Below are 22,859 nucleotides of genomic sequence, written 5' to 3'. Positions count from 1 at the left end.
GCATGAGTTTGCAGAATTCGGTACTGGAGGCGTTTGCACCCGGCAGCGTGTTGGCGTGTGCCGTGGAGGAGTTTCGGCTACGTCCGGGGCAAACTGAAATGGCGCTTGCGGTGGCTCGAACCATCGAGCGGGGCGGTGCGTTGGTCGTCGAGGCGGGGACCGGTGTCGGAAAAACCTTCTCCTATCTGGTGCCAGCCTTGCTGAGTGGTGAGCGGATCTTGCTGTCCACCGCGACCAAGACCTTGCAAGACCAGCTGTATGCGCGAGATCTGCCGCGCCTGATCACCGCTTTGGGGCTTCCAGTGCGGACCGCCTTGCTCAAGGGGCGCAGCAGTTATCTGTGTCTGCACCGCATGGCGCTGGCACGTCAGGGCGTTTCCGCGCCTGAGCCCATGGTCACCCGGGCGCTGGCTCGGATCGAGATCTGGGCGCAGCAGACCCGGACAGGGGATCTGGCCGAACTGCCAGGACTGGACGAGCGCTCACCCGTCATTCCGCTGGTGACGTCCACGCGGGAGAACTGTCTGGGAAGCCAGTGTCCGAATTTTCGTGAATGTCACGTCAATCTGGCGCGCCGAGAAGCGCTGGCTGCGGATGTCGTGGTCATCAACCATCATCTGTTTTTTGCCGACCTGGCCGTGCGGGAGTCCGGCATGGCCGAATTGCTGCCGACGGTCCGGACGGTCATTTTTGACGAGGCGCATCAGCTCAATGAAACCGGCGTCCAGTTCCTGGGCCGGCAACTCTCCACCGGGCAGTTGCTGGACTTTGCCCGCGATATGCTGGCTTGCGGGCTGCAGCAGGCCCGGGGGCTGGTTGACTGGTCGCAACGTGTGTCGGTCTTGGAGCGTGCTGCGCGAGACTTGCGCTTGTGCGTCGGCCGTGCCTATCCAGGGACCAAGCTGGGGTGGACAGGGGCGGCACCAGGAGAGATTGAGCCGCAGGCCTGGTGTGATGCCTTGTCGGCCCTGCATGACGCTTGCCTTGAGGCGACGTCCGCTCTGTCGACGGTCAGCGAAATCTCGCCGGATTTCGTGCGTTTGCAGGAGCGGGCTGAAGCGTTGGCGGCGTTGACTGATTTTTTCACGCGCGATTGTGAAGCCGGCTCGGTACGTTGGCTGGATGTCGGCAGCCAGTTGCGCCTGGTGGAATCACCCTTGGATATTGCGGCGGCAGTGCAGAGCCGGCTGCTGTCGCCGCCAGAGACAACGGAAGCCGGGAAGTCCTGGATCTTTACTTCGGCCACCTTGGGTGATGATGCTGCGCTGAGCTGGTTCACCGAACCCTGTGGTCTGACGCAGGCAGAGATTCTGCAGGTGGACAGTCCGTTCGACTATCCGCAACAGGCAGCGTTGTATGTCCCGGCGAATCTGCCCAGGCCGGCGGATCCGGCCCACAGCGAGCAGGTGGCCGCCTTGGTCGCCCGCATGGCGCCTCTGCTGGGTGGACGTACGCTGGTTCTGACGACAACCCTGCGGGCCTTGCGTGCCATCAGTGAAGCCTTGCAGGCGCATTTGCCGTCGGAGGCCGGCCTGCAGGTCCTGGCCCAAGGGCAACTGCCCAAGCGCGAGTTGATGACACGCTTTCGACAAGGCGCTGAAACCGGGCAATCAGGCTGCATTCTGGTGGCTTCAGCCTCGTTCTGGGAAGGGGTCGATATTCCCGGCGACGCACTGCAACTGGTGGTGATCGACAAGCTGCCCTTTCCGCCGCCCAATGATCCGCTGGTGCAGGCCCGTGCCAGACGCCTGGAGGAGGCACGGCGCAGCCCCTTCAATGACTATTTCGTGCCGGAAGCCGCCGTGGCACTCAAGCAGGGAGCCGGGCGCCTCATCCGGCGTGAGACGGATCGGGGGCTGCTGATTCTGTGTGACACCCGGTTGCTGAGCATGGGCTACGGCCGGCGTCTGTTGGCAGCCTTGCCGCCGATGCGCAGGCTCAAGACCGAGGAGGAGGCGCAGGAGTTTCTGCTGTCTTTTACCAGAGCTTCCACCACGGATCTGAGCTCGACTTGAAGCCTTGGCTCAGGTATTCGCTCTGAGGGAAGTTTTTCTCAAGCACCCGTTTGCTGTCGTCACGCAGTTGTGGCATGTCGAGGGCTTCATAGGACTTCACCAGAATGAACAGGGCCTCCTCCAGCGCTGGGGCGCCTTGGTAGTCGGTGAGGGCCAGCTGGGCGCGGTTGATGGCGGCCAGATAGGCGCCACGCGAGTAGTAGTAACGTGCGACGTGCACTTCGTACAGGGCCAGCGAGTTGACGATGTAACTCATGCGCAGTCGCGCATCGGGGGTGTAGCGGGATTCGGGGAATCGTGTAACCAGTTCCTTGAAGGATTCGAAAGACTCCTTGGCCGCTTTCTGGTCGCGCTCGGACAAGTCCTGGCGTGTGATCGAGGAGAACAAGCCCAGGTCATCGTTGAAGTTGATGATGCCCTTGAGGTAGAGCGCATAGTCCAGGGCCGGGCTGGCAGGATGCAGCTTGATGAAACGATCCAGGGTGGCAAGCGCCTGGGCTGGCTCCTGGTACTTGTAGTGGGCGTAAGCCTTGTCGAGTTGCGCCTGTTGCGCCAGCGGGGTGCCAGCAGCACGGCCTTCGAGTTTCTCGAGCAAAGGGATCGCCTTGTCGTAAGCTCCTGCGCTGAGTTCGTCCTTGGCCTCGGTGTAGATCTTGTTCGGGCTCATGCTGGCCGTCTTGTCGACAGGCTTGGAGGCGCATCCGGCGATCAGTACGGCTCCGGCGGCCAGGAACAGGGTACTGACAACCGATAATTTGGTACGAAGCATTAAGGCCACACTCTCTTGAAAGAATCTAGTTTGATTATATCGAGCCCCCCCGTTGACGAGGAGCTTGATGACAACGCAGACAGCCCGGTCGACGCGGAACTGCGGGAGTGGGTCGTTGGCGAGGCCCAACACGGCATGCGCCTGGATCGCACACTGGCGGAGTTGATTCCGGAGTTTTCCCGAAGCTACCTGCAGCAGCTGATCGAGGCTGGGGCTGTCAAGCAGAACGGGGCCTCCCTGTGCAAGCCGGCGCTCAAGGTCCGGGCGGGCGAACACGGCTTCATCGAGTTGCGGCCCACCCCCCAGAGCCAGGCTTTCAAGCCTGAGGCCATGCCGCTACAGATTGTGTTCGAGGATTCGCATCTGCTGGTGATCAACAAGCCGGCCGGCTTGGTGGTTCATCCGGCGCCGGGCAACTGGTCCGGTACCTTGCTCAATGGTCTGCTTGCCCACGATGCGCAGGCAGTGCAATTGCCACGGGCAGGCATCGTCCACCGGCTGGACAAAGATACCAGTGGGTTGATGGTCGTGGCTCGGACGCGGGCAACAATGGACGCACTGGTGCGACTGATTGCCCAGCGTGAGGTGAGCCGCCAGTATGTGGCCTTGGCGCATCAAGCTTGGCATGGCCCGTTTCGTCGCGAGGTGGATGCGCCGATTGGGCGTGACCCGCGCAATCGCTTGCGCATGTCGGTGGTTGACCTGGCGCGCCATGCGGGCAAGCAAGCAAAGACCAGCATCGAACTGCTTGCCAATTGCGAGCAAGGTTGCTTGGTGCGATGCACTCTGCACACCGGGCGGACGCACCAGATCCGGGTTCACATGGCATCGATCGGCCACCCGTTGGTGGCTGACGAGCTTTACGGTGGCGCTATGGCCGCGGGTATGCAGCGCCAGGCTTTGCATGCCTTGCGCCTGTCGTTCATTCACCCGGTGACGGGGCAAAACATGGTGTTTCGCGCGCCGTTGCCGGATGATCTGCAAAACGCCTTGCAGGCCTGGGGGCTGGGCTACAATGCCAGTCAGGAAGACCCTTGAAGGTTTACCTCAGGCCCCGGCCATTGCCGGGACGCCTTCGGCCACAGGATGCACCAGTCCGCGGGTCGCACCTCGCTAACCACCCTGATATTCGCATCCTCAAGATGCTTTTTTCTGGACTCGCAAGACCATGAATACGGCGGATGCCAAGCGTGTGCTCGAAACTGCCCTGATTTGCTCGCAGCAACCTTTGCAGGTGCGGGACATGCGTACCCTGTTCAATGATGAGCTGGGGGTGGACACGATCAAACAATTGCTGCTTGATCTTCAACAGGAGTGGACCTTGCGTGGCGTCGAGCTGGTATGCGTGGCCACCGGTTGGCGCTTTCAGAGCCGGCCTGAAATGCGGGAATACCTGGATCGCCTGCATCCGGAAAAACCACCGCGTTATTCGCGCGCGACACTTGAAACGCTGGCCATCATTGCCTACCGCCAACCCGTGACGCGAGGTGACATGGAAGACATTCGGGGTGTGACCATCAATTCGCTTCTCCTCAAGCAGTTGGAAGATCGGGGCTGGATCGAGGTGATCGGTCACCGCGAGGCGGCCGGCCGGCCGGCGCTGTATGCAACGACCAAGCATTTCCTTGATGATCTTGGGCTGGAGTCGCTGGACCAGCTCCCCCTGATGGAAACACCGGCGCAGCAAGCCGGCATGCTCGACATGCTGGGTGCGGCTCAAGAGTCTTTGCCAATCGGGGCGTCGGATGTCGTGGCTGAGTCCGAGCAGTCAGAGTCTGCTGGTCCCTCGGATGAACTCTTTGTATTGAGCGGAAATCAACCATGAGCGATCAAAATCCTTCAGCGCCCTTGCCGGCACCGGTCGGCGAGTCTGATGAAACTGAAGTCCAAAGAGCCGACAATCCGTCTGAGGCAGCGGGCGGCATGATGAGCGATGCTGTTGAGAATTCTGCCGCTGCACCGGGACCGGGTGTGGCCAAAAAGGTTGCCAAAAGCGACCGGATCGGCGAGGCCGTCTACCGTTTTGAAGATGTGGTGTCCGGTCAGCTTGATGCTGATGAGGAATCGCCTGAGGTGACATTGCCACTCAAGCGGGTGCTGGCGCCTCAGGTGGAAACGCCCAAACTTCATAAAGTGCTGGCGCAGGCTGGCATGGGGTCGCGGCTGGAGATGGAGCAGCTCATCATGGAGGGGCGCATCTCGGTGAACAACGAGCCGGCGCACATTGGGCAGCGCATCCAGTTTGGCGACCACATCAAGGTCAATGGCAAACCAGTGCGGTTTCGCATCGAGCCGCCACCGGCGCGCGTTATTGCTTATCACAAGCCGGTCGGTGAGGTGGTGACGCATGATGATCCACAAAACCGTCCTACGGTCTTTCGACGTTTGCCCAAGCTTGCTCAAGGCAAGTGGCAGTCAGTCGGTCGTCTGGACCTCAATACCGAGGGTTTGCTGTTGTTTACCAGCTCCGGGGAGTTGGCGAACAAGCTGATGCATCCTCGTTTTGGCCTGGAACGTGAGTACGCTGTACGTGTTCTCGGTGCGCTGAGTAAGGAAGAAAAGCAGCGACTGCTTGACGGGGTTCAGCTGGACGATGGCATGGCCCAGTTCGGGTCGATCGAGGACGGTGGTGGTGAGGGGTCGAATTGCTGGTATCGCGTGACCATTTCCGAAGGGCGCAACCGTGAGGTGCGTCGCATGCTGGAGGCCGTGGGGCATGCGGTCAGTCGCCTGATTCGCATCCGCTACGGTGCCATGATGCTGCCGCGTGGCCTCAAACGTGGTGCCTGGATGGAGCTCGATGAGGGGGACATCAAGGCGTTGATGCGTGCCGCGGATCGACGTGGCGAGGCGGGTGGCAAGGCTGCTGGTGTTGCCGACGGTGAGCGCGCTGATCGGCCTCAGCTGGCGGGCAAACCGGGTGGCGGTGGTCGTAACAAGCGTCGCGGTAACAGTGGCAACGGGCCGCGCGGTCAGGGTGCTGGTGCGGGCAACCCGGCGGCGCGCAAATCCCAGGGGCGCAAAGAGCGTGGTGATCGTCAGGGGGGAGATGCCCAACCAGATCCGATGAAGACCTCATTTGGCTACATCGGTGCCGACAGCTTCACGCGCCAGCGACAGGGGCAGCGCCGCGATGGTGGTGGTCAGCGTCGTGGCGGGCGCGGCCGCTGATTGTCTGCATCTGTGACGGCTGATAGGCCGCCTGCATGGGGGAGTATTTGCCTTGGTCACAGGCACGACTTCCTTACAGGTTAAAATATAGAGCTTTGCCCAATGGGTAGAAACTGAACACCAATAACTCAGGAAAATCACATGTCTATCGAACGTACCCTTTCCATCATCAAGCCCGATGCCGTTGCCAAGAACGTGATTGGTCAGATCTACGCACGCTTTGAGGCCGCCGGCCTGAAGGTTGTCGCCGCCAAGATGGTTCATCTGTCCCGCCGTGAAGCAGAAGCGTTCTACGCTGTGCACAAAGAGCGCCCCTTCTTCAAGGACCTGGTTGATTTCATGATTTCCGGCCCGGTGATGATCCAGGCGTTGGAAGGCGAGGGCGCCATTCTGAAGAACCGTGACCTGATGGGCGCTACCGATCCCAAAAAGGCCGCTCCCGGCACGATCCGTGCCGATTTTGCCGACAGCATCGACGCCAACGCTGTGCATGGCTCTGACGCTGCCGAAACGGCTGCTGTGGAAGTGGCTTTCTTCTTCCCCGGCATGAACGTCTATTCGCGATAAACATGAAATGACGGCCAATCTGCTCGATTTTGACCTCGAGGGTTTGGCCCTTTTCTGCGAGCGGCTGGGGGAAAAGCGCTTTCGCGCCACCCAGCTGTTCCGCTGGATTCATCAAAAAGGGGCGGCCAGTTTCGGAGAAATGACCGATCTGGCGAAGTCCCTGCGGGAGAAGCTTGCGACGACGGCCCATATCAAGGGGCTGGATGTCATCTCCCGGCAAATTTCCGCTGACGGCACCATCAAGTGGCTGTTTGATGTCGGCGACGGCAATGCCGTCGAAGCCGTTTTCATTCCCGAAGAAGATCGTGGCACGTTGTGCGTCTCGTCCCAGGCCGGCTGTGCCGTGGGTTGTCGTTTCTGCTCTACCGGCCACCAAGGCTTCAGCCGCAACCTGACAACAGGCGAGATCATTGCTCAGCTCTGGTTTGCCGAGCATTTCCTGCGCCACCATCTCGGGCGGCAGGACCGCATCATCACCAATGTGGTGATGATGGGCATGGGTGAGCCGCTGCAGAACTACAACGAACTGATTCCGGCCTTGCGCATCATGCTGGATGACCACGGTTATGGCCTGTCGCGTCGTCGCGTGACGGTATCGACCTCGGGTGTGGTACCGATGATGGACCGTCTGGCGCAGGATTGCCCGGTGGCCTTGGCCGTGTCCTTGCATGCGCCCAACGACGCCTTGCGTGACAACCTGGTCCCGTTGAATCGAAAGTACCCGATCGCCGAGCTGATGGCAGCATGCAATCGCTATCTGCTTCACGCGCCGCGCGATTTCATCACCTTTGAATACTGCATGCTCGATGGGGTGAACGACCAGCCAGAACATGCTCAGCAATTGATTGCGTTGGTACGCCAGTATGCGACCGGAGGCGTCTGGTGCAAATTCAATCTGATTCCCTTCAACCCATTCCCGCAGTCAGGATTGGTGCGTTCGCCGCAAAGCCAGGTGCTCGCCTTTGCCAAAATCCTCTCAGATGCTGGTATCGTGACGACCGTGCGCAAAACACGTGGCGACGACATCGATGCGGCCTGCGGGCAGTTGGCGGGCGATGTCAAGGACCGTACGCGGGTCGGTGAGCGAATCACCCAGCAGCGTACGGTGATGCTCACACCCGTGATGTCGCGAGACCGGAAACCGGAGGGGATGTAAGGCATGAAAATGAGCGAGGCAGGATCGCGGCGGATGGCCGTGTACTTTTGGAGTGCCTGTCTGGCATTGGTGGCCATCATGGGCTTGTCTGGCTGTGTCACCACCGGGGCAGGGCCGGCGAATGGTAGTCATACGGATATCGTGACGGATTCGGATGAGCCTGAAGTTCGCAAGCGAGCTCGCATACGACTGGAACTGGCCATTGGTTATTTCGAGCAGGGGCAGACCACCGTTGCCCTGGACGAAATCAAGCAGGCCTTGGTCGTGGATCCGGCGTATGCCGAAGCCTACAACCTGCGTGGCCTGATCTACATGCGCTTGAATGACCTCCGGCTTGCGGAAGAGAGTTTCCGTCGGGCCATGGCACTCAATCCTCGCGATGCCAATGTGACGCACAACTATGGCTGGTTGCTGTGTCAGCAGGCCCGCTACACCGAATCCTTCCAGGCGTTCACGCAAGCGATTGCCAATCCGACTTACGGTGGGCGCGCCAAGACCTGGATGGCTCAGGGGCTGTGTCAGGTTCGGGCGGGGCAGCGGGCCGAGGCTGAGTACAGCCTGACCAAGTCCTACGAACTGGATGCCGCGAATCCCGTCACGGGCTACAACTTGGCGTCACTGCTGTTCCAGCGGGGTGAGTTGGATCGTGCCCAGTTCTACATCCGTCGCTTGAACAACAGCGAGCTGGCCAATGCAGAATCGTTATGGCTGGGGATCAAGATCGAGCAGCGTTTGAACAATCGTGAGGCCAGGGAGCAACTGGCAACACAACTCAAGAAGCGCTATCCACAGTCGCGCGAAGTCGAGGCCTATGAGCGAGGGGCATTCAATGAGTGAGGAGCAAGAACAGGTGCCAGCGACCGAAACATCCACCGGCGATGACCTTGAGTCGCGACAGGCGACAGCGGGCGACCTGCTGCGTCAAGCGCGCGAGGCAGCCGGACTGCATGTGGCTGCACTGGCGGTGTCCATGAAAGTGCCGGTCAAGAAGCTGGAGGCCCTGGAGGCCGACCGGCTTGACCTGTTGCCCGATGCAGTATTTGTCCGGGCCTTGGCATCCAGCGTCTGCCGAACACTGAAAATCGATCCGGCGCCTGTGTTGGCGCTGCTGCCACAAACGACCGCCCCCCAGCTTCGGCCGGATGAGTGGGGCATCAATGCACCTTTTCGTGCGCCTGGGGATGCCGCCGCGACATCCTTGCGTGATCAAATCTCTCGCCCCGGTGTGTTGGCCGCCCTGGCGATCCTGGCGGCTGCGCTGGTATTGATCTTCTTCCCCTCCATGGAGCGAAAGGAAACCGCCACGTCCGAAGTGGTGCTGGCTACACCGACGCCAGCCAATGAGGTGACACCTCCACCTGCACCGACTGAAAAAGCTGTGGACAGTCCTTCAGCCACGCCTGCTGCACCTGTCCCGGTTGAACCGCCGGTGGCCTATCCCGCGCAGCCGGCCCCCGCCGCTGTGCCGCCTGTTGCGGTAACGCCGGCACAGCCAGCTCCCGTCAATGCGGCCGCAGCAGCACCTCAGGTAGTGGTTCCCGGTGGTGGTGTGCTGGGCCTCAAGGCACGCGGGTCGTCGTGGGTTGAAGTCACAGATGCGCAGGGCGTGATCCAGTTGCGCCGCACGTTGGCGACGGGCGAAACAGTGAATGTTTCGGGGGCGCTTCCTTTGTCGGTGGTAATCGGGCGTGCCGATGTCACCGAAGTCCAAGTGCGTGGTAAACCATTCAGTCTGGATGCCATCGTGCGCGAGAATGTGGCTCGTTTCGAGGTGAAGTAAGGTGCAGCCCTGTCTTCCGATTGATCAGGCTGCGCCGAAGTCGCGCCGTACACGTCAGGTCGCCGTGCGTTGGGGGGCGCGTGTGGTCACCGTTGGTGGCGATGCTCCGGTGCGCGTTCAATCCATGACGAACACCGATACGGTGGATGTCATCGGGACAGCGATCCAGGTCAAGGAGCTGGCCTTGGCGGGCTCGGAAATGGTGCGCCTGACGGTTAATACGCCGGAAGCCGCTCAGGCCGTGCCCCATATCCGCGAGCAACTCGACCGCATGGGCATCGATGTGCCCTTGGTGGGGGACTTCCATTACAACGGTCATACCTTGCTGACTGCGTACCCTGCCTGTGCCGAGATGCTGTCCAAGTACCGCATCAATCCTGGCAATGTGGGCAAGGGAGACAAGCGTGACCGCCAATTCGGTCAGATGATCGAAGTGGCTATGCGCTGGAACAAGCCGGTACGCATCGGCGTCAATTGGGGAAGCCTGGATCAGGAGTTGCTGGCCAGTTTGATGGATGAGAACAGCCGCCGCCCTGAACCCTGGGATGCCAAGGCGGTGATGTATGAAGCCCTCATCACCTCAGCCATTGATTCGGCACGTTTTGCACAGAGCATGGGGATGTCGGCCGAGCAGATCATCTTGTCCTGCAAGGTGAGCGGCGTCCAGGATCTGATTTCCGTCTATCGTGAACTATCCAAGCGTTGTGACTATGCCTTGCATCTGGGGCTGACCGAGGCCGGCATGGGTACCAAGGGGACGGTAGCGTCTGCCACGGCGCTTTCCATCCTGTTGCAGGAAGGCATTGGCGACACCATTCGCGTTTCGCTGACACCACAGCCGGGGGAGTCGCGTACGCAAGAAGTGGTGATCGCCTCTGAGATATTGCAGGCCTTGGGCCTGCGTACGTTCGTGCCGAGTGTCACGGCGTGTCCCGGTTGTGGCCGGACGACCAGCACCACTTTTCAGGAGCTGGCCAAGCAGATCGATGATTTTCTGCGTGCGCAGATGCCGGTTTGGCGCAAGCATTACCCGGGTGTTGAAGCGCTCAAGGTCGCGGTGATGGGGTGCATTGTCAATGGGCCGGGCGAGAGCAAGCATGCCGATATCGGCATCAGCCTGCCCGGTACGGGTGAGGCGCCGGCTGCGCCGGTCTTCATCGATGGCGAAAAGCGCATGACTTTGCGCGGTGATGCCATTGCCCACGATTTCCAGCAAGTGGTCGAAACCTATATCGAGAACCGTTTCGGTGCCCGCAAGGTATCCGAAGCCGCCTGAACAGATTCATGACAGAAAAGAAGATGGCCGCCAAGGCCGAGAAGCTGACTGCCGTCAAAGGCATGAATGACATCCTGCCCCCGGATTCCGCCCGTTGGGAGTGGCTGGAGGCTCAGGTCCGCGCACTGATGGCGCGTTATGCCTATAGCAACATCCGTACGCCCATCGTCGAGCCTACGCCGCTGTTCATCCGTGGTCTGGGGGAAGTGACCGATATTGTCGAGAAGGAGATGTACTCCTTTGAAGATCGACTGAATGGCGAGCACCTGACGTTGCGTCCCGAATGTACCGCTGGCGTGGTGCGCGCGGTGGTCGAGCATTCCATGCTGTATGACGGTGGCAAGCGCCTGTATTACATGGGCCCGATGTTCCGGCATGAGCGGCCACAACGCGGGCGCTACCGCCAGTTCCATCAGGTGGGGGCCGAGGCCTTGGGTTTTGCCGGCGCCGAGATTGACGCCGAGCTGATCCTGCTGGCCGATGCGCTCTGGAAAACACTGGGCCTGAGTGATGTGCGCCTGGAGCTCAACAGCCTGGGACAGCCGGAAGAACGCAAACAGCATCGCGCAGCCTTGATTGCCTATTTCGAGCAGCATGTCGACCAGCTCGATGAAGAAGCCCGGCGCCGCCTGCACCTGAATCCGCTGCGCATTCTGGATACCAAAAATCCGGCGATGCAGGCTTTGGTGGAGGCAGCACCGAAGCTGCTCGATTTCCTGGGTGAAGCCTCGTTGGCTCACTTCAATCAGGTGCGTGCGATGCTCGATGCCAACGGCGTGGCCTACAGCATCAATCCGCGGCTGGTGCGCGGCATGGACTACTACAACCTGACGGTGTTCGAGTTCATCACGACGCGGCTGGGCTCGCAAGGCACGATCTGCGGCGGCGGGCGTTATGACTATTTGATTGAGCAGATTGGCGGCAAGCCAGCACCGGCTGTCGGCTGGGCTTTGGGCGTGGAGCGTGTGCTCGAATTGCTGAAGGAGCAGGGCACGGCCAACCCTGCGCCAGCTCTGGATGCCTATGCCATCATTCCTGACGTCACGGCGTTGCCGGCGGCCATGGCCTGCCTCCAAGCCTTGCGTGCCATGGGGGTACATGTGCAAATGCATGCCGGAACGGGCGAAGGCATGGGCAGCATGAAGTCACAGTTCAAGCGGGCCGATGCCAGCGGTGCCTGCTACGCCTTGATTTTCGGCGCTGATGAGCTGGCGCAAAACCAGGTTACCGTCAAAGCCCTGCGCGACGGCAGTGGCGCACAGTCGACGTATTCGTTGGCGAACGTCGCCGATTGGGCGTCCCACCTACAATCGCGGTCTTAAAAGCAATACTTCACATGGCACATCTCGATCTCGAAGAACAAGAACAGCTTGATCAGCTCAAGCATTTCTGGCGCCAATATGGAAACCCGATCACCTGGGTTCTCATCGCGGTGCTGGCAGCCGTTGCTGGCTGGAATCTGTACCAGTATTGGCAGCGCAGCCAGGCAAGTCAGGCTGCGGCCATGTACGATGAGGTGGAGCGCATTGCGGTCACGGGTGACGTGGCCAAACTGGAGCGAGCCCTGGGTGACATGAAGGAAAAATTTGCCTCCACCACCTATGCACAGCAGGCTGGGCTGCTGGCGGCCAAGGTTTACGTCGATGCAGGCAAGCTGGATGCGGCAAAGGGGGCGTTGCTGTGGGTGGCTGACAAGTCTTCGGATGAGGGCTACCAGGCGATTGCCCGTCTGCGCTTGGCAGGTGTTCTGATCGAAAGCAAGGCTTATGACGAAGCCCTCAAGCAGTTGGCAGGTAACTTCCCGGCCGACTTCGCTTTCTTGGCTGACGATCGGCGTGGTGACGTCTATCTGGCACAGGGAAAGAAGACCGAGGCTGTGGCCGAGTACCTCAAGGCCTATAAAGGCTTGGATGCAAGCAGCGAATACCGCCGCCTGATCGATGTCAAGTTGGCGGCACTCGGCGCCAGTGTTCAGGCCGAGCGTGCCGCAGGGGGCGCCAAGTGAGTCAAACCTTGCACGGGTTTTCCGGAGTGGTGCGCCATCTGCTGGCGACTTTCCTTGCGGTTTCTTTGGTGGCATGCTCCAGCGGGCCGCAAAAACCGAAACCGGCCGAGCTGTCGCCCGGTGTCGATTTGCTCGGCGTTCGCCAGGCTTGGGTTACCAAGATCGCAGAGGTGAGTTTGCCGCTGGATGTGCGTGTTGTGGACCAGCGTGTGGCGGTTGCCGCATCGAATGGCACGGTTGCGGTGCTGGATGCCAGCACCGGCGCTGACATCTGGCGCTTCTCGCTTGGAAGCCCATTGAGCGCAGGGATTGGCTACGATGGTCAGCGTGCTGCCGTCGTTACCCTCGGTAACGAGGTCGTTGTCCTGGAAGCAGGACGCGAAACGTGGCGTCAGCGTCTCAACGCTGTCAGCCTGACGGCCCCCCTGGTGGCGGGCGGCCGTGTTTTTGTGCTCGGGGCGGACCGCACGGTCAGCGCATTCGATGGCCAATCCGGTCGCCGCCTGTGGCAGCAGCAGCGCTCGGGAGAGGCCTTGGTGCTGCGTCAGGCCGGCGTGTTGATGGCCGTGGGCGATACATTGGTCGTTGGCTTGTCGGGCAAGCTGGTGGGATTGAACCCGCTCAACGGCAGCGTACGCTGGGAGGCCGCCATTGCTTCACCGCGCGGTGTGAACGATATCGAGCGCCTGGTGGACCTGGTGGCAGGCGTCAGTCGAGAAGGCACTGTGATTTGTGCACGTGCTTTCCAGGCGGCGGTGGGTTGCGCGGATGCGGCACGTGGCACCGTTTTGTGGACCAAGCCGGCAACCGGTGCCACAGGGGTGCGGGGCGATCGGGACTTCATTTTTGGCGCGGAGGCCGACGGTACGGTGGTGGCTTGGCGTCGTGCCGATGGCGAACGCGCCTGGACACAGGAATTGTTGCGTTACCGCAATCTGGGCACGCCCTTGGCTGCGGGTCGCTCCGTGGTGGTGGGGGATGGGACCGGTTTGTTGCATTTCCTCTCGCGCGAAGATGGCTCGCCCATGGCCCGCGTCAGCACGGATGGAACGGCAATTGTTGCCGCCCCGGTGCTGGCCGGCAATACGCTGGTGGTCGTGACGCGCGGTGGCGGCGTCTTTGGCTTCCGGCCTGAATAAACAAGGCTTTTCTGCATGAAACCGGTCCTGGCCCTCGTGGGGCGCCCAAACGTCGGTAAATCGACGCTTTTCAACCGGCTGACCAAGTCCCGTGATGCCATCGTGGCCGACTTTGCTGGCCTGACGCGCGATCGCCATTACGGCAACGGCAAATTGGGCAAGCACGAGTTCATCGTCATCGATACCGGAGGCTTCGAGCCGGACGCCGGTGCCGGCATCTACAAGGAGATGGCCAAGCAGACGCGCCAAGCCGTGGCCGAGGCCGATGTGGTGATCTTTGTGGTCGATGCCCGTCAGGGGCTGTCGGCGCAGGATCACGATATTGCCGGTTACCTGCGCCGTCTGGGCAAGCCTTGCATCCTGGTGGCCAACAAGGCCGAGGGCATGAAGGAAGGGGTGCAGCTCGCCGAGTTTTTCGAACTCGGTTTGGGCGAGGTCTATCCGGTTTCGGCGGCCCATGGCCAAGGCATCCGTTCCCTGGTGGAACTGGCTCTTGAGCCCCTGAATCTGCCGGATCCGGACGAGGACGACGAGGCGCGTGATCCTGGACTGATCAAGCTGGCGGTGGCTGGCCGGCCCAATGTTGGCAAATCGACCCTCATCAACACCTGGCTTGGCGAGGAGCGCCTGGTGGCGTTCGACATGCCGGGGACCACGCGCGATGCCATCAGCGTGCCGTTTGAGCGTAACGGTCAGCGGTTCGAGTTGATCGACACGGCCGGGCTGCGCCGCAAGGGCAAGGTGTTTGAGGCCATCGAGAAGTTTTCCGTGGTCAAGACCCTGCAAGCCATCGAATCGGCCAATGTGGTGTTGTTGCTGCTGGATGCGACGCAGGGCGTCACCGATCAGGATGCCCACATTGCCGGCTACATCCTCGAAAGTGGTCGTGCCGTGGTGTTGGCCGTCAACAAGTGGGATGCGGTGGACGACTACCAGCGCGAGCTGTTGCAGCGATCCATCGAAACCCGGCTTTCCTTTCTCAAGTTCGCGGACCTGCATCACATTTCTGCCAAGAAGCGGCAGGGACTGGGGCCGTTGTGGGCCTCCATCATCCAGGCACACAAGTCGGCCAACTGCAAGATGCCTACGCCGGTCTTGACGCGCCTGCTGCAGGAGGCGGTGCAGTATCAGACCCCCAAGAAGACGGGTATCTACAGGCCCAAGTTGCGGTATGCCCATCAGGGCGGCATGAACCCGCCATTGGTTGTGATTCACGGCAACTCGCTGGAGCATGTGACCGATGCCTACAAACGCTTCCTGGAAGGGCGGATTCGCAAAGAGTTCAATCTGGTCGGCACGCCCTTGCGCATCGAGATGAAAACTTCGCACAATCCCTACGCGGACAAGGACGCCGGCTAGTTTTCGCCTTCCCATGGGGGTTTTGCCTCGCCAGTCAACCACAAACCAGCCTACTGTGGTAAGGTGGCAACTTCTACAGAACTTTTGAACACGGAGAATATCGTGAGCAACAACAAAGGTCAGCTTTTGCAAGACCCCTTTCTGAACACACTGCGGCGCGAGCATGTGCCGGTGTCCATCTACCTTGTCAACGGGATCAAGCTGCAAGGCCAGATCGAGTCGTTCGACCAGTACGTCGTGCTGCTGCGCAATACCGTCACGCAGATGGTCTACAAGCATGCGATTTCCACCATCGTGCCGGGGCGTGCCGTCAATTTCTCCACCGGCGAAGCCGAGCCGTCTGCCGGTACCCCTTGAGGCCATGTGGGGCACGGCCGCCTGAGAAACGTTTTTTCTGAGCCTGTATCCAGGCTGCGTTCCATTTGACTGATTTGCCCGACAAGACCCCAGCACCGACCATTCTGGTGGGGGTGGACTTTGGTCTGCCTCATTTTGACGCCGAACTCGAAGAGTTGGGCCTGCTGGCTGAAACTGCAGGCCTGAAACCGGTTGCACGCATCACTTGCAAGCGTCGGGCGCCCGATGCTGCCTTGTTCGTGGGCAGCGGCAAGGCCGACGAGATCAAGCTGCTGGCGCAGCAACTCGGTGCTACCGAGGTGCTGTTCGACCAGAGCCTGAGCCCGGCACAGCAGCGCAACCTGGAGCGGCATCTGGAGCTGCCGGTCAACGACCGCACCTTGCTCATTCTGGAGATCTTCGCCCAGCGTGCGCGCAGCCATGAGGGCAAGCTGCAGGTCGAACTGGCGCGGCTGCAATACCTTAGCACGCGCCTGGTGCGGCGCTGGTCCCACCTGGAGCGTCAGACCGGTGGAGCCGGTGTGCGCGGTGGCCCGGGCGAGAAGCAGATCGAGCTGGATCGCCGCATGATCAATGAGGCCATCAAACGCACCAAGGAGCGGCTGGTCAAGGTCAAGCGGCAACGCCAGACCCAACGTCGCCAGCGCGAGCGGCGCGAGGCCTTCAACATTTCACTGGTGGGATATACCAACGCCGGCAAGTCCACGCTGTTCAATGCGCTTGTGAAGGCGCGTGCCTATGCGGCCGACCAACTGTTTGCGACCTTGGACACCACCACGCGACAGCTGTACCTGGGCGAGGCGGGGCGTTCGGTTTCCCTGTCCGATACGGTGGGGTTCATCCGTGACCTGCCGCACGGTCTGATCGATGCCTTCCAGGCGACGTTGCAGGAGGCGGTCGATGCCGATCTCCTGCTGCATGTGGTCGATGCCGCCAATCCGAACTATCCTGAGCAGATTGCGGAAGTGCAGCGTGTGCTGGCCGAAATCGGTGCTGCGGACATTCCCCAGGTGCTGGTCTTCAACAAGTTCGATGCACTCGATGAGGCGCGCCGCCCGCTGCAGCTCGAAGACACCTATGACCTGGATGGTGTGGCAACCCCCCGGATCTTCGTCAGTGCGCGCAAGGGGCTGGGCTTGCAGGGCTTGCGCCAGTTGCTGGCGCGCCGCGCCAGCGAGGCCGGACGGGAATTTCCGGAAGGGGTGGAGGCACTTTCCACCGAAAATCATCCAAGCGATTCCTGATTGGGCACAATCCAGCCAGAGACCTAGACGAGACGAAACGATGAAACTCCAATTAAGCGCCTTTCGCTGGGCGGAATGGTCGGGCCGCATCCGGGGCATGTTCAACCTGAACGATCCCCGCTGGGGCCGTGGCGACGACAAGCCTGCCGACGGCAGCAAACCTGAGCCGTCCCGGCCGGAGTCCGATGTGCCGCCGCCGGCCAATGGCCAAGGGCGAGGCCAGAATCAGCGGCCCAACCAGGGGCCGCCGGATCTGGACGAACTGTGGCGTGATTTCAACCGCAAGCTCGGCGGCCTCTTTGGCGGCGGTTCCGGGCGCGGCGGCCGTCCGGGCAACAACGGTGGCGGCTCCGGTGGCGGTTTCCAGCCCGACATGAAAAATGCCGGCTTGGGCATTGGGCTGATCGCCGGCATTGCCGTGCTGATCTGGCTGGGCACGGGTTTCTTCATCGTGCAGGAAGGCCAGCAGGCTGTGATCACCCAGTTCGGTCGTTACAAGTCCACAGTGGGGGCCGGTTTCAACTGGCGCTTGCCGTACCCGATTCAGCGTCATGAGCTGGTCTTCGTGACCCAGATCCGTTCCGTCGACGTGGGGCGCGACACCGTGATCAAGGCCACTGGCCTGCGCGAATCGGCCATGCTGACCGAAGACGAGAACATCGTCGAAATCAAGTTTGCCGTGCAATACCGTCTGAACGATGCACGTGCCTTCCTCTTCGAGAGCAAGAGTCCGAGCGAGGCGGTGGTGCAGGCTGCAGAAACGGCGGTGCGCGAGGTGGTCGGTAAGATGAAGATGGATTCGGCCTTGTCCGAAGAGCGCGATCAGATCGCGCCGCGTGTGCGCCAGCTGATGCAGACCATCCTGGACCGCTACAAGGTCGGTATTGAGGTGGTTGGCATCAACCTGCAACAGGGCGGTGTGCGTCCGCCCGAGCAGGTGCAGGCCGCCTTTGACGACGTGCTCAAGGCCGGTCAGGAGCGTGAGCGTGCCAAGAACGAGGCGCAGGCCTATGCCAATGACGTGGTGCCGCGCGCACTGGGTACCGCTTCGCGCCTGAAGGAAGAGGCCGAGGCCTACAAGGCACGCATCGTGGCGCAGGCGCAGGGTGATGCGCAGCGTTTCCGCGCCATCCTGACCGAGTACCAGAAGGCGCCGCAGGTCACGCGTGATCGCCTCTATCTGGAGAGCATGCAGCAGATTTACGGCAACGTGACCAAGGTGTTGGTCGATTCCAAGCAAGGGTCCAATCTGCTGTACCTGCCGCTGGACAAGATCATGCAGATGAGTGCGAGTGAAGCCGCTGCGCAGCCTGCTGCTGCACCGGCAGCGCCTGCAGTTCCGACGCTGCCCGCGACGTCACCACTCGATGCCCGCACCCGCGACGGTGGCCGTTCGCGTGACCGTGAAACCCGATAGGAGCCCAGAATGAACCGGGTTGGATTTGCTATTTCTTCGTTGCTGGTGCTGCTGGCGCTGGCGAGTTCCATGCTGTTCGTGGTCGATCAGCGGCAGTTCGGTGTGGTGTATGCCTTGGGTCAGATCAAGGAGGTCATCACCGAACCGGGGCTGAACATCAAGCTGCCGCCGCCGTTCCAGAACGTGACCTACATCGACAAGCGCTTGTTGACGCTCGACAGCACGGACACCGAGCCGATGTTGACGGCTGAAAAACAGCGTGTCGTGATCGACTGGTATGTGCGCTGGCGCATCACCGACCCGACCGAGTACATCCGCAACGTCGGCCTGAACGAGGCGGCCGGCGCCAGTCAGCTCAACCGCGTGGTGCGCAATGCTTTCCAGGAGGAAATCAACAAGCGCACGGTGAAGGAGCTGCTGTCGCTCAAGCGTGAGGCGCTGATGGCCGACGTCAAGGCTGAAGTGCTGGAGAAGGTTCGCGGCGCCAAGCCTTGGGGCGTGGATGTGGTGGATGTCCGCATCACACGGGCTGATTACGTCGATGCCATCACCGAGTCGGTGTACCGCCGCATGGAGGCCGAGCGCAAGCGGGTGGCTAACGAGCTGCGTTCGACGGGTGGTGCTGAAGGTGAAAAAATTCGTGCCGACGCCGACCGCCAGCGCGAGGTGACGATCGCCAATGCCTACCGTGATGCACAGAAGGTCAAGGGCGAGGGTGATGCCGAAGCGGCACGCATTTATGCCGAGGCCTTCGGGCGTGACCCGCAGTTTGCCCAGTTCTACCGCAGCCTGGAGGCCTACAAGGCCAGCTTCTCCAAAAAGAGCGACGTGATGGTGCTGGACCCGTCGTCCTCGGAGTTCTTCAAGGTCTTCCGTGGTTCGGCTGCGCCGGCGGCCGCGAAAAAATAAAGCGTGGACGGCGATTCCTTCTGGCTGGCCATGGCCCTGGTCCTGGTGATCGAGGGCCTGTTTCCCTTTCTTTCGCCTGGCGGCTGGCGTCGCATGTTTGCGCAGATCCTGCAGCTGAGTGACGGCCAGATCCGGTTTTTCGGTCTCTGCAGCATTCTGGCCGGCCTAATGTGGCTGTGGTGGCAGACGCTCTGAGCCGTGCCTGAAACCAGCCTGATTTTGTTCGGGCGCCAAGCCCGGTAAAATCACGTTTTTAACAGCATCCCCAAATTCCATGTCTGCCTGGGTCCTGCCGGATCACATTGCCGATGTCCTGCCTTCCGAGGCGCGCCACATCGAAGAACTACGCCGCGATTTGCTGGACATGGCGCGCTGCTATGGCTACGAGTTGGTCATGCCGCCGCTGCTGGAGCACCTGGAGTCCCTGCTGACGGGCACCGGGCAGGCGCTCAACCTGCAGACCTTCAAGCTGGTCGATCAGCTGTCCGGCCGCTCCATGGGCCTGCGCGCCGACACCACGCCGCAGGTCGCCCGCATCGATGCCCATTTGCTGAACCGCCGCGGCGTGGCCCGCCTGTGCTACTGCGGTCCGGTGCTGCACACGCGACCGGCCAGCCCGCATGCCACACGCGAGCCGTTGCAGTTCGGTGCCGAGATCTATGGCCATGCCGGGCTGGAAGCCGATCTGGAGGCCTTACAGCTTGCGCTGGACTGCCTCAAGGCGGCTCAGCTGTCCGCATTCACCGTCGACATGGCGGATGTCCGCATCGTCAACGCACTGCTGGCCGATGTGACGGTCGAGGCTGACGCGCTGGCCCAGCTGCACGCCGCGCTGGCGGCCAAGGATGTGACGGCATTGACCCAGCTCACGCAGGATTTCCCGCCGGTTTCGCGCCAGGGCCTGCTGGCGCTGCTGCAACTCTACGGTGACGTCTCTGTGCTGGATAAGGCCGAAAAGGTGCTCCCGCCCTTGCCGGCTGTGCGCGAGGCGCTATCAAATTTGAAGTGGCTGGCGCGCCAGCTGGAAGGCACCCAGCTCAGTTTCGATCTGGCCGACCTGCGCGGTTACGCCTACTACAGCGGCGTGCGTTTTGCCGTCTATGCTGAAGGTGCCAGCGACGCGCTGCTGCGTGGCGGCCGGTATGACGAAGTCGGTGCCGTGTTCGGTCGCAAACGGCCCGCGGTGGGCTTCAGCCTGGATCTGAAAACCCTGGTCGGGGCCGTGGCCACGCGCCCGCTGCGCGCGGCCATCCGTGCGCCCTGGGGCGAATCGCCGGCCCTGCGCCAGGCCATTGCGCGCCTGCGCGGGCAAGGCGAGACCGTGGTCTGCGTGTTGCCGGGCCATGAAAGCGAAATCGATGAATTCCAGTGCGACCGCGAGTTGATCGAGGTGGCCGGGCAGTGGGTGCTGAGCGCCATTTGAGTGATTGAGCACCGAAGCATGGCCTGGGGACAGGCCGCGCCGGGGCCGAAACCTTGTTTTGAGAAAACCGAAATGAATGCAACCAAAGGACGTAACGTCGTTGTCGTGGGCACCCAGTGGGGCGACGAAGGCAAGGGCAAGCTGGTCGACTGGCTGACCGAGAGCGCGCAAGGCGTGGTGCGTTTCCAGGGCGGCCACAATGCTGGCCACACGCTGGTGATCAACGGCGTCAAGACGGCACTGCACCTGATTCCCAGCGGCATCATGCGTCCGGGCGTGAAGTGCTACATCGGCAATGGCGTGGTGCTGTCGGCCGGCAAGCTGTTCGAAGAGATCGAAGGGCTGGAGAAGGCCGGTGTCGAGGTGCGCTCGCGCCTGCGCATCAGCGAGGCTTGCCCGCTGATTTTGCCGTTCCACGCGGCGCTCGATGTGGCGCGCGAAGCGGCACGCGAGGAGGGCGGCACCGAGAAGATCGGTACCACCGGCCGCGGCATCGGGCCGGCCTATGAAGACAAGATCGCCCGCCGGGCCCTGCGCGTGCAGGACCTCAAATACCCCGAGCGTTTTGCCGCCAAGCTCAAAGAACTGCTGGCGCTGCACAACCATGTGCTGACCACCTTCCTCGGCTCAAAGAGCTTTGCCTTCCCCGATGCGCTCAAGCCCTACATCCAGGACGGCGCGGTGCAGTTCGACGCGGTCTATGCCGAAGCCATGCGCCATGCCGAACTGCTCAAGCCGATGATGGCCGATGTCTCGCGCGAACTCAACGAAGCGAATCGCGATGGCGCCAACCTGCTGTTCGAAGGCGCGCAGGGCACGCTGCTGGATGTCGACCACGGCACCTACCCGTACGTGACGTCCAGCAACTGTGTGGCCGGCAATGCGGCGGCCGGCTCCGGCGTCGGCCCGGGCATGCTGCACTACATCCTGGGCATCACCAAGGCCTACTGCACGCGCGTCGGCGGTGGCCCGTTCCCGACCGAGCTCGACTGGGAAACCCCGGGTACGCCGGGTTACCACATGAGCACTGTGGGCGCCGAGAAGGGCGTGACCACCGGCCGTTCGCGCCGCTGCGGCTGGTTCGACGCTGCATTGCTCAAGCGCTCGGCCCAGGTCAACGGCCTGACCGGCCTGTGCCTGACCAAACTCGACGTGCTCGACGGCCTGAAGGAACTGCAGCTGTGCACCGGCTACGAACTCGACGGCGAGACCATCGACATCCTGCCTATGGGCGCCGACGAGATTGCGCGCTGCAAGCCGATCTACGAGACCATGCCCGGCTGGAGCGAGAGCACGGTCGGTGTGACGCAGTACGACAAGCTGCCGATCAATGCCCGCCTGTACCTGCAGCGTATCGAGCACGCCACCGGCGTGCCGATCCACATCATCTCGACCAGCCCGGACCGTGACCACACGATCATGATGCGGCACCCCTACATTGCCGATTAGTCATTTTTGATGAAAAGTGGCTTTTCCCCTTGTGGGTATTGCGCGAACAGCTACAAATAAAGGAGCAACCGGATGTTGACGGAAGATGGCAAGCACTTGTACGTGAGCTACGACGAGTACCACAACCTGATCGAGAAGCTGGCCATCAAGGTCCACCAGTCCGGCTGGGCGTTCGACACCATCCTGTGTCTGGCGCGCGGTGGCATGCGTCCGGGCGACATCCTGTCGCGCATTTTCGAAAAGCCGTTGGCCATCGTCTCCACCAGTTCCTACCGCGCCAACGCCGGCACGACCCAGGGCAACCTGGACATTGCCAAGTACATCACCACCCCGCAGGGCGAGATCGCCGGGCGCGTGCTGCTGGTGGACGATCTGGCGGACTCGGGCCATACCCTGGATGCGGTCATGCTGATGCTGCGTGAGAAATATCCGGCCATCACCGAATTGCGCAGCGCCGTGATCTGGACCAAAGCCCATTCCAGCTTCAAGCCCGACTTCTCGGTCGACCATCTGCCGAGCAATCCCTGGATTCACCAGCCCTTCGAGAGCTACGACCGCATGCGTCCGGCGCAACTGCTGAATAAGTGGAAGGTATGAGATAGGCCCACCCCCAGGCTACGCGCACTTCGTGTCGCTCATCGCCGAGGGACCTCGGCCGGAGGCCAAGGCTCTTCGGCCTGTCCAAACCTGCGCAGGCAGGCTTGGAGCCGCAGTCCTCAGCCCCCTTGCAGGGAGCGCACCCAGCGGCCCGGCAAAGCCGGTTCCGTGGGGGCCCGCGAATAAGAAACTTCGTTCGCTTGGGATCGCGTTAAGGATTTGCTGA

At 61.6% G+C, this 22,859-nt stretch carries 22 protein-coding genes; 21 read left to right on the top strand and 1 reads right to left on the bottom strand.

Going from position 1 to position 22,859, the window contains the following annotated elements:
• The first annotated feature begins 2 nt into the window (after positions 1-2).
• Positions 3-2,015, top strand: a complete 2,013-nt coding sequence (gene yoaA, locus CDE01S_RS04500; RefSeq protein WP_066704397.1) for a DNA repair helicase YoaA — start codon at positions 3-5, stop codon at positions 2,013-2,015.
• Here the strand turns inward: yoaA and CDE01S_RS04495 are convergent.
• Positions 1,978-2,784: an outer membrane protein assembly factor BamD gene (locus CDE01S_RS04495; RefSeq protein ID WP_066704396.1), complete on the bottom strand. Its 807-nt coding sequence runs from the start codon at positions 2,782-2,784 to the stop codon at positions 1,978-1,980. The genes yoaA and CDE01S_RS04495 overlap by 38 nt on opposite strands.
• Positions 2,785-2,814: 30 nt before the next feature.
• On the opposite strand from CDE01S_RS04495, the gene CDE01S_RS04490 reads away from it, so the two are divergent.
• The 20 genes from CDE01S_RS04490 (at position 2,815) to CDE01S_RS04395 (ending at position 22,633) form a co-directional block, all read left to right on the top strand.
• The gene (locus CDE01S_RS04490; RefSeq protein WP_439648664.1) at positions 2,815-3,822 is read left to right on the top strand and encodes an RluA family pseudouridine synthase; all 1,008 of its coding nucleotides are present in this window, start codon (positions 2,815-2,817) and stop codon (positions 3,820-3,822) included.
• A 130-nt stretch (positions 3,823-3,952) separates the two neighbouring features.
• Positions 3,953-4,609 (top strand): SMC-Scp complex subunit ScpB, encoded by a 657-nt coding sequence (gene scpB, locus CDE01S_RS04485; protein ID WP_066704391.1) that lies wholly within the window; start codon positions 3,953-3,955, stop codon positions 4,607-4,609.
• Positions 4,606-5,955 (top strand): pseudouridine synthase, encoded by a 1,350-nt coding sequence (locus tag CDE01S_RS04480; RefSeq protein WP_157077040.1) that lies wholly within the window; start codon positions 4,606-4,608, stop codon positions 5,953-5,955. Before scpB ends, CDE01S_RS04480 begins: the two co-directional genes overlap by 4 nt.
• A gap of 141 nt (positions 5,956-6,096) precedes the next feature.
• On the top strand, positions 6,097-6,522 hold the full coding sequence (gene ndk, locus CDE01S_RS04475; protein WP_066704390.1) for a nucleoside-diphosphate kinase: 426 nt from the start codon (positions 6,097-6,099) through the stop codon (positions 6,520-6,522).
• A 7-nt stretch (positions 6,523-6,529) separates the two neighbouring features.
• Complete coding sequence (gene rlmN, locus CDE01S_RS04470; RefSeq protein ID WP_066704388.1) at positions 6,530-7,678, top strand: dual-specificity RNA methyltransferase RlmN; 1,149 nt, start codon at positions 6,530-6,532, stop codon at positions 7,676-7,678.
• 3 nt (positions 7,679-7,681) lie between these two features.
• On the top strand, positions 7,682-8,515 hold the full coding sequence (gene pilW, locus CDE01S_RS04465; protein ID WP_066704387.1) for a type IV pilus biogenesis/stability protein PilW: 834 nt from the start codon (positions 7,682-7,684) through the stop codon (positions 8,513-8,515).
• The gene (locus CDE01S_RS04460; protein WP_066704386.1) at positions 8,508-9,458 is read left to right on the top strand and encodes a helix-turn-helix domain-containing protein; all 951 of its coding nucleotides are present in this window, start codon (positions 8,508-8,510) and stop codon (positions 9,456-9,458) included. The genes pilW and CDE01S_RS04460 overlap by 8 nt, the downstream gene beginning before the upstream one ends.
• Before the next feature lies 1 nt (position 9,459).
• On the top strand, positions 9,460-10,734 hold the full coding sequence (ispG, locus tag CDE01S_RS04455) for a flavodoxin-dependent (E)-4-hydroxy-3-methylbut-2-enyl-diphosphate synthase (protein WP_066704383.1): 1,275 nt from the start codon (positions 9,460-9,462) through the stop codon (positions 10,732-10,734).
• A 23-nt stretch (positions 10,735-10,757) separates the two neighbouring features.
• On the top strand, positions 10,758-12,056 hold the full coding sequence (hisS, locus tag CDE01S_RS04450) for a histidine--tRNA ligase (protein WP_066704551.1): 1,299 nt from the start codon (positions 10,758-10,760) through the stop codon (positions 12,054-12,056).
• Between the two features lie 14 nt (positions 12,057-12,070).
• On the top strand, positions 12,071-12,739 hold the full coding sequence (locus CDE01S_RS04445; RefSeq protein WP_066704381.1) for a YfgM family protein: 669 nt from the start codon (positions 12,071-12,073) through the stop codon (positions 12,737-12,739).
• Entirely contained in the window at positions 12,736-13,878 is a 1,143-nt protein-coding gene (gene bamB / locus CDE01S_RS04440; protein WP_066704377.1) for an outer membrane protein assembly factor BamB, read from the top strand. The genes CDE01S_RS04445 and bamB overlap by 4 nt, the downstream gene beginning before the upstream one ends.
• Positions 13,879-13,893: 15 nt before the next feature.
• Positions 13,894-15,237: a ribosome biogenesis GTPase Der gene (gene der, locus CDE01S_RS04435; RefSeq protein ID WP_066704375.1), complete on the top strand. Its 1,344-nt coding sequence runs from the start codon at positions 13,894-13,896 to the stop codon at positions 15,235-15,237.
• Positions 15,238-15,321: 84 nt separating this feature from the next.
• Positions 15,322-15,594 (top strand): RNA chaperone Hfq, encoded by a 273-nt coding sequence (hfq, locus tag CDE01S_RS04430; RefSeq protein ID WP_084382718.1) that lies wholly within the window; start codon positions 15,322-15,324, stop codon positions 15,592-15,594.
• A 65-nt stretch (positions 15,595-15,659) separates the two neighbouring features.
• Positions 15,660-16,838 carry a GTPase HflX gene (gene hflX, locus CDE01S_RS04425; protein ID WP_066704369.1) on the top strand — a complete coding sequence of 393 codons (1,179 nt, stop codon included), beginning with the start codon at positions 15,660-15,662 and terminating at the stop codon, positions 16,836-16,838.
• Positions 16,839-16,878: 40 nt separating this feature from the next.
• Complete coding sequence (gene hflK / locus CDE01S_RS04420) at positions 16,879-18,255, top strand: FtsH protease activity modulator HflK (RefSeq protein WP_066704366.1); 1,377 nt, start codon at positions 16,879-16,881, stop codon at positions 18,253-18,255.
• A 9-nt stretch (positions 18,256-18,264) separates the two neighbouring features.
• Positions 18,265-19,164, top strand: coding sequence for a protease modulator HflC (gene hflC / locus CDE01S_RS04415; protein WP_066704361.1), 900 nt, complete (start codon positions 18,265-18,267; stop codon positions 19,162-19,164).
• Between the two features lie 3 nt (positions 19,165-19,167).
• Complete coding sequence (locus CDE01S_RS04410; RefSeq protein WP_066704357.1) at positions 19,168-19,359, top strand: DUF2065 domain-containing protein; 192 nt, start codon at positions 19,168-19,170, stop codon at positions 19,357-19,359.
• A gap of 79 nt (positions 19,360-19,438) precedes the next feature.
• Positions 19,439-20,587, top strand: a complete 1,149-nt coding sequence (locus tag CDE01S_RS04405; RefSeq protein WP_066704355.1) for an ATP phosphoribosyltransferase regulatory subunit — start codon at positions 19,439-19,441, stop codon at positions 20,585-20,587.
• A gap of 72 nt (positions 20,588-20,659) precedes the next feature.
• The gene (locus CDE01S_RS04400; protein WP_066704354.1) at positions 20,660-22,036 is read left to right on the top strand and encodes an adenylosuccinate synthase; all 1,377 of its coding nucleotides are present in this window, start codon (positions 20,660-20,662) and stop codon (positions 22,034-22,036) included.
• A 72-nt stretch (positions 22,037-22,108) separates the two neighbouring features.
• Positions 22,109-22,633 carry a phosphoribosyltransferase gene (locus CDE01S_RS04395; protein WP_066704352.1) on the top strand — a complete coding sequence of 175 codons (525 nt, stop codon included), beginning with the start codon at positions 22,109-22,111 and terminating at the stop codon, positions 22,631-22,633.
• The last annotated feature ends 226 nt before the right edge of the window (positions 22,634-22,859 follow it).

Origin of the sequence: Curvibacter delicatus NBRC 14919, from assembly GCF_001592265.1 — a bacterium.
Taxonomy (GTDB): domain Bacteria; phylum Pseudomonadota; class Gammaproteobacteria; order Burkholderiales; family Burkholderiaceae_C; genus Hylemonella; species Hylemonella delicata.
The sequence above is the reverse complement of the archived record's forward strand: the minus strand, read 5'-3'. Positions and strand labels throughout refer to the sequence as shown.

Coding starts and splice junctions, on each gene's coding strand:
- CDE01S_RS04460 (WP_066704386.1), top strand. CDS start 8,508: ATGAGTGAGGAGCAAGAACAGGTGCCAGCGACCGAAACATCCACCGGC.
- rlmN (WP_066704388.1), top strand. CDS start 6,530: ATGACGGCCAATCTGCTCGATTTTGACCTCGAGGGTTTGGCCCTTTTC.
- CDE01S_RS04445 (WP_066704381.1), top strand. CDS start 12,071: ATGGCACATCTCGATCTCGAAGAACAAGAACAGCTTGATCAGCTCAAG.
- hflC (WP_066704361.1), top strand. CDS start 18,265: ATGAACCGGGTTGGATTTGCTATTTCTTCGTTGCTGGTGCTGCTGGCG.
- CDE01S_RS04495 (WP_066704396.1), bottom strand. CDS start 2,784: ATGCTTCGTACCAAATTATCGGTTGTCAGTACCCTGTTCCTGGCCGCC.
- CDE01S_RS04400 (WP_066704354.1), top strand. CDS start 20,660: ATGAATGCAACCAAAGGACGTAACGTCGTTGTCGTGGGCACCCAGTGG.
- CDE01S_RS04395 (WP_066704352.1), top strand. CDS start 22,109: ATGTTGACGGAAGATGGCAAGCACTTGTACGTGAGCTACGACGAGTAC.
- hflK (WP_066704366.1), top strand. CDS start 16,879: ATGAAACTCCAATTAAGCGCCTTTCGCTGGGCGGAATGGTCGGGCCGC.
- CDE01S_RS04480 (WP_157077040.1), top strand. CDS start 4,606: ATGAGCGATCAAAATCCTTCAGCGCCCTTGCCGGCACCGGTCGGCGAG.
- hisS (WP_066704551.1), top strand. CDS start 10,758: ATGGCCGCCAAGGCCGAGAAGCTGACTGCCGTCAAAGGCATGAATGAC.
- scpB (WP_066704391.1), top strand. CDS start 3,953: ATGAATACGGCGGATGCCAAGCGTGTGCTCGAAACTGCCCTGATTTGC.
- yoaA (WP_066704397.1), top strand. CDS start 3: ATGAGTTTGCAGAATTCGGTACTGGAGGCGTTTGCACCCGGCAGCGTG.
- CDE01S_RS04405 (WP_066704355.1), top strand. CDS start 19,439: ATGTCTGCCTGGGTCCTGCCGGATCACATTGCCGATGTCCTGCCTTCC.
- ndk (WP_066704390.1), top strand. CDS start 6,097: ATGTCTATCGAACGTACCCTTTCCATCATCAAGCCCGATGCCGTTGCC.
- der (WP_066704375.1), top strand. CDS start 13,894: ATGAAACCGGTCCTGGCCCTCGTGGGGCGCCCAAACGTCGGTAAATCG.
- pilW (WP_066704387.1), top strand. CDS start 7,682: ATGAAAATGAGCGAGGCAGGATCGCGGCGGATGGCCGTGTACTTTTGG.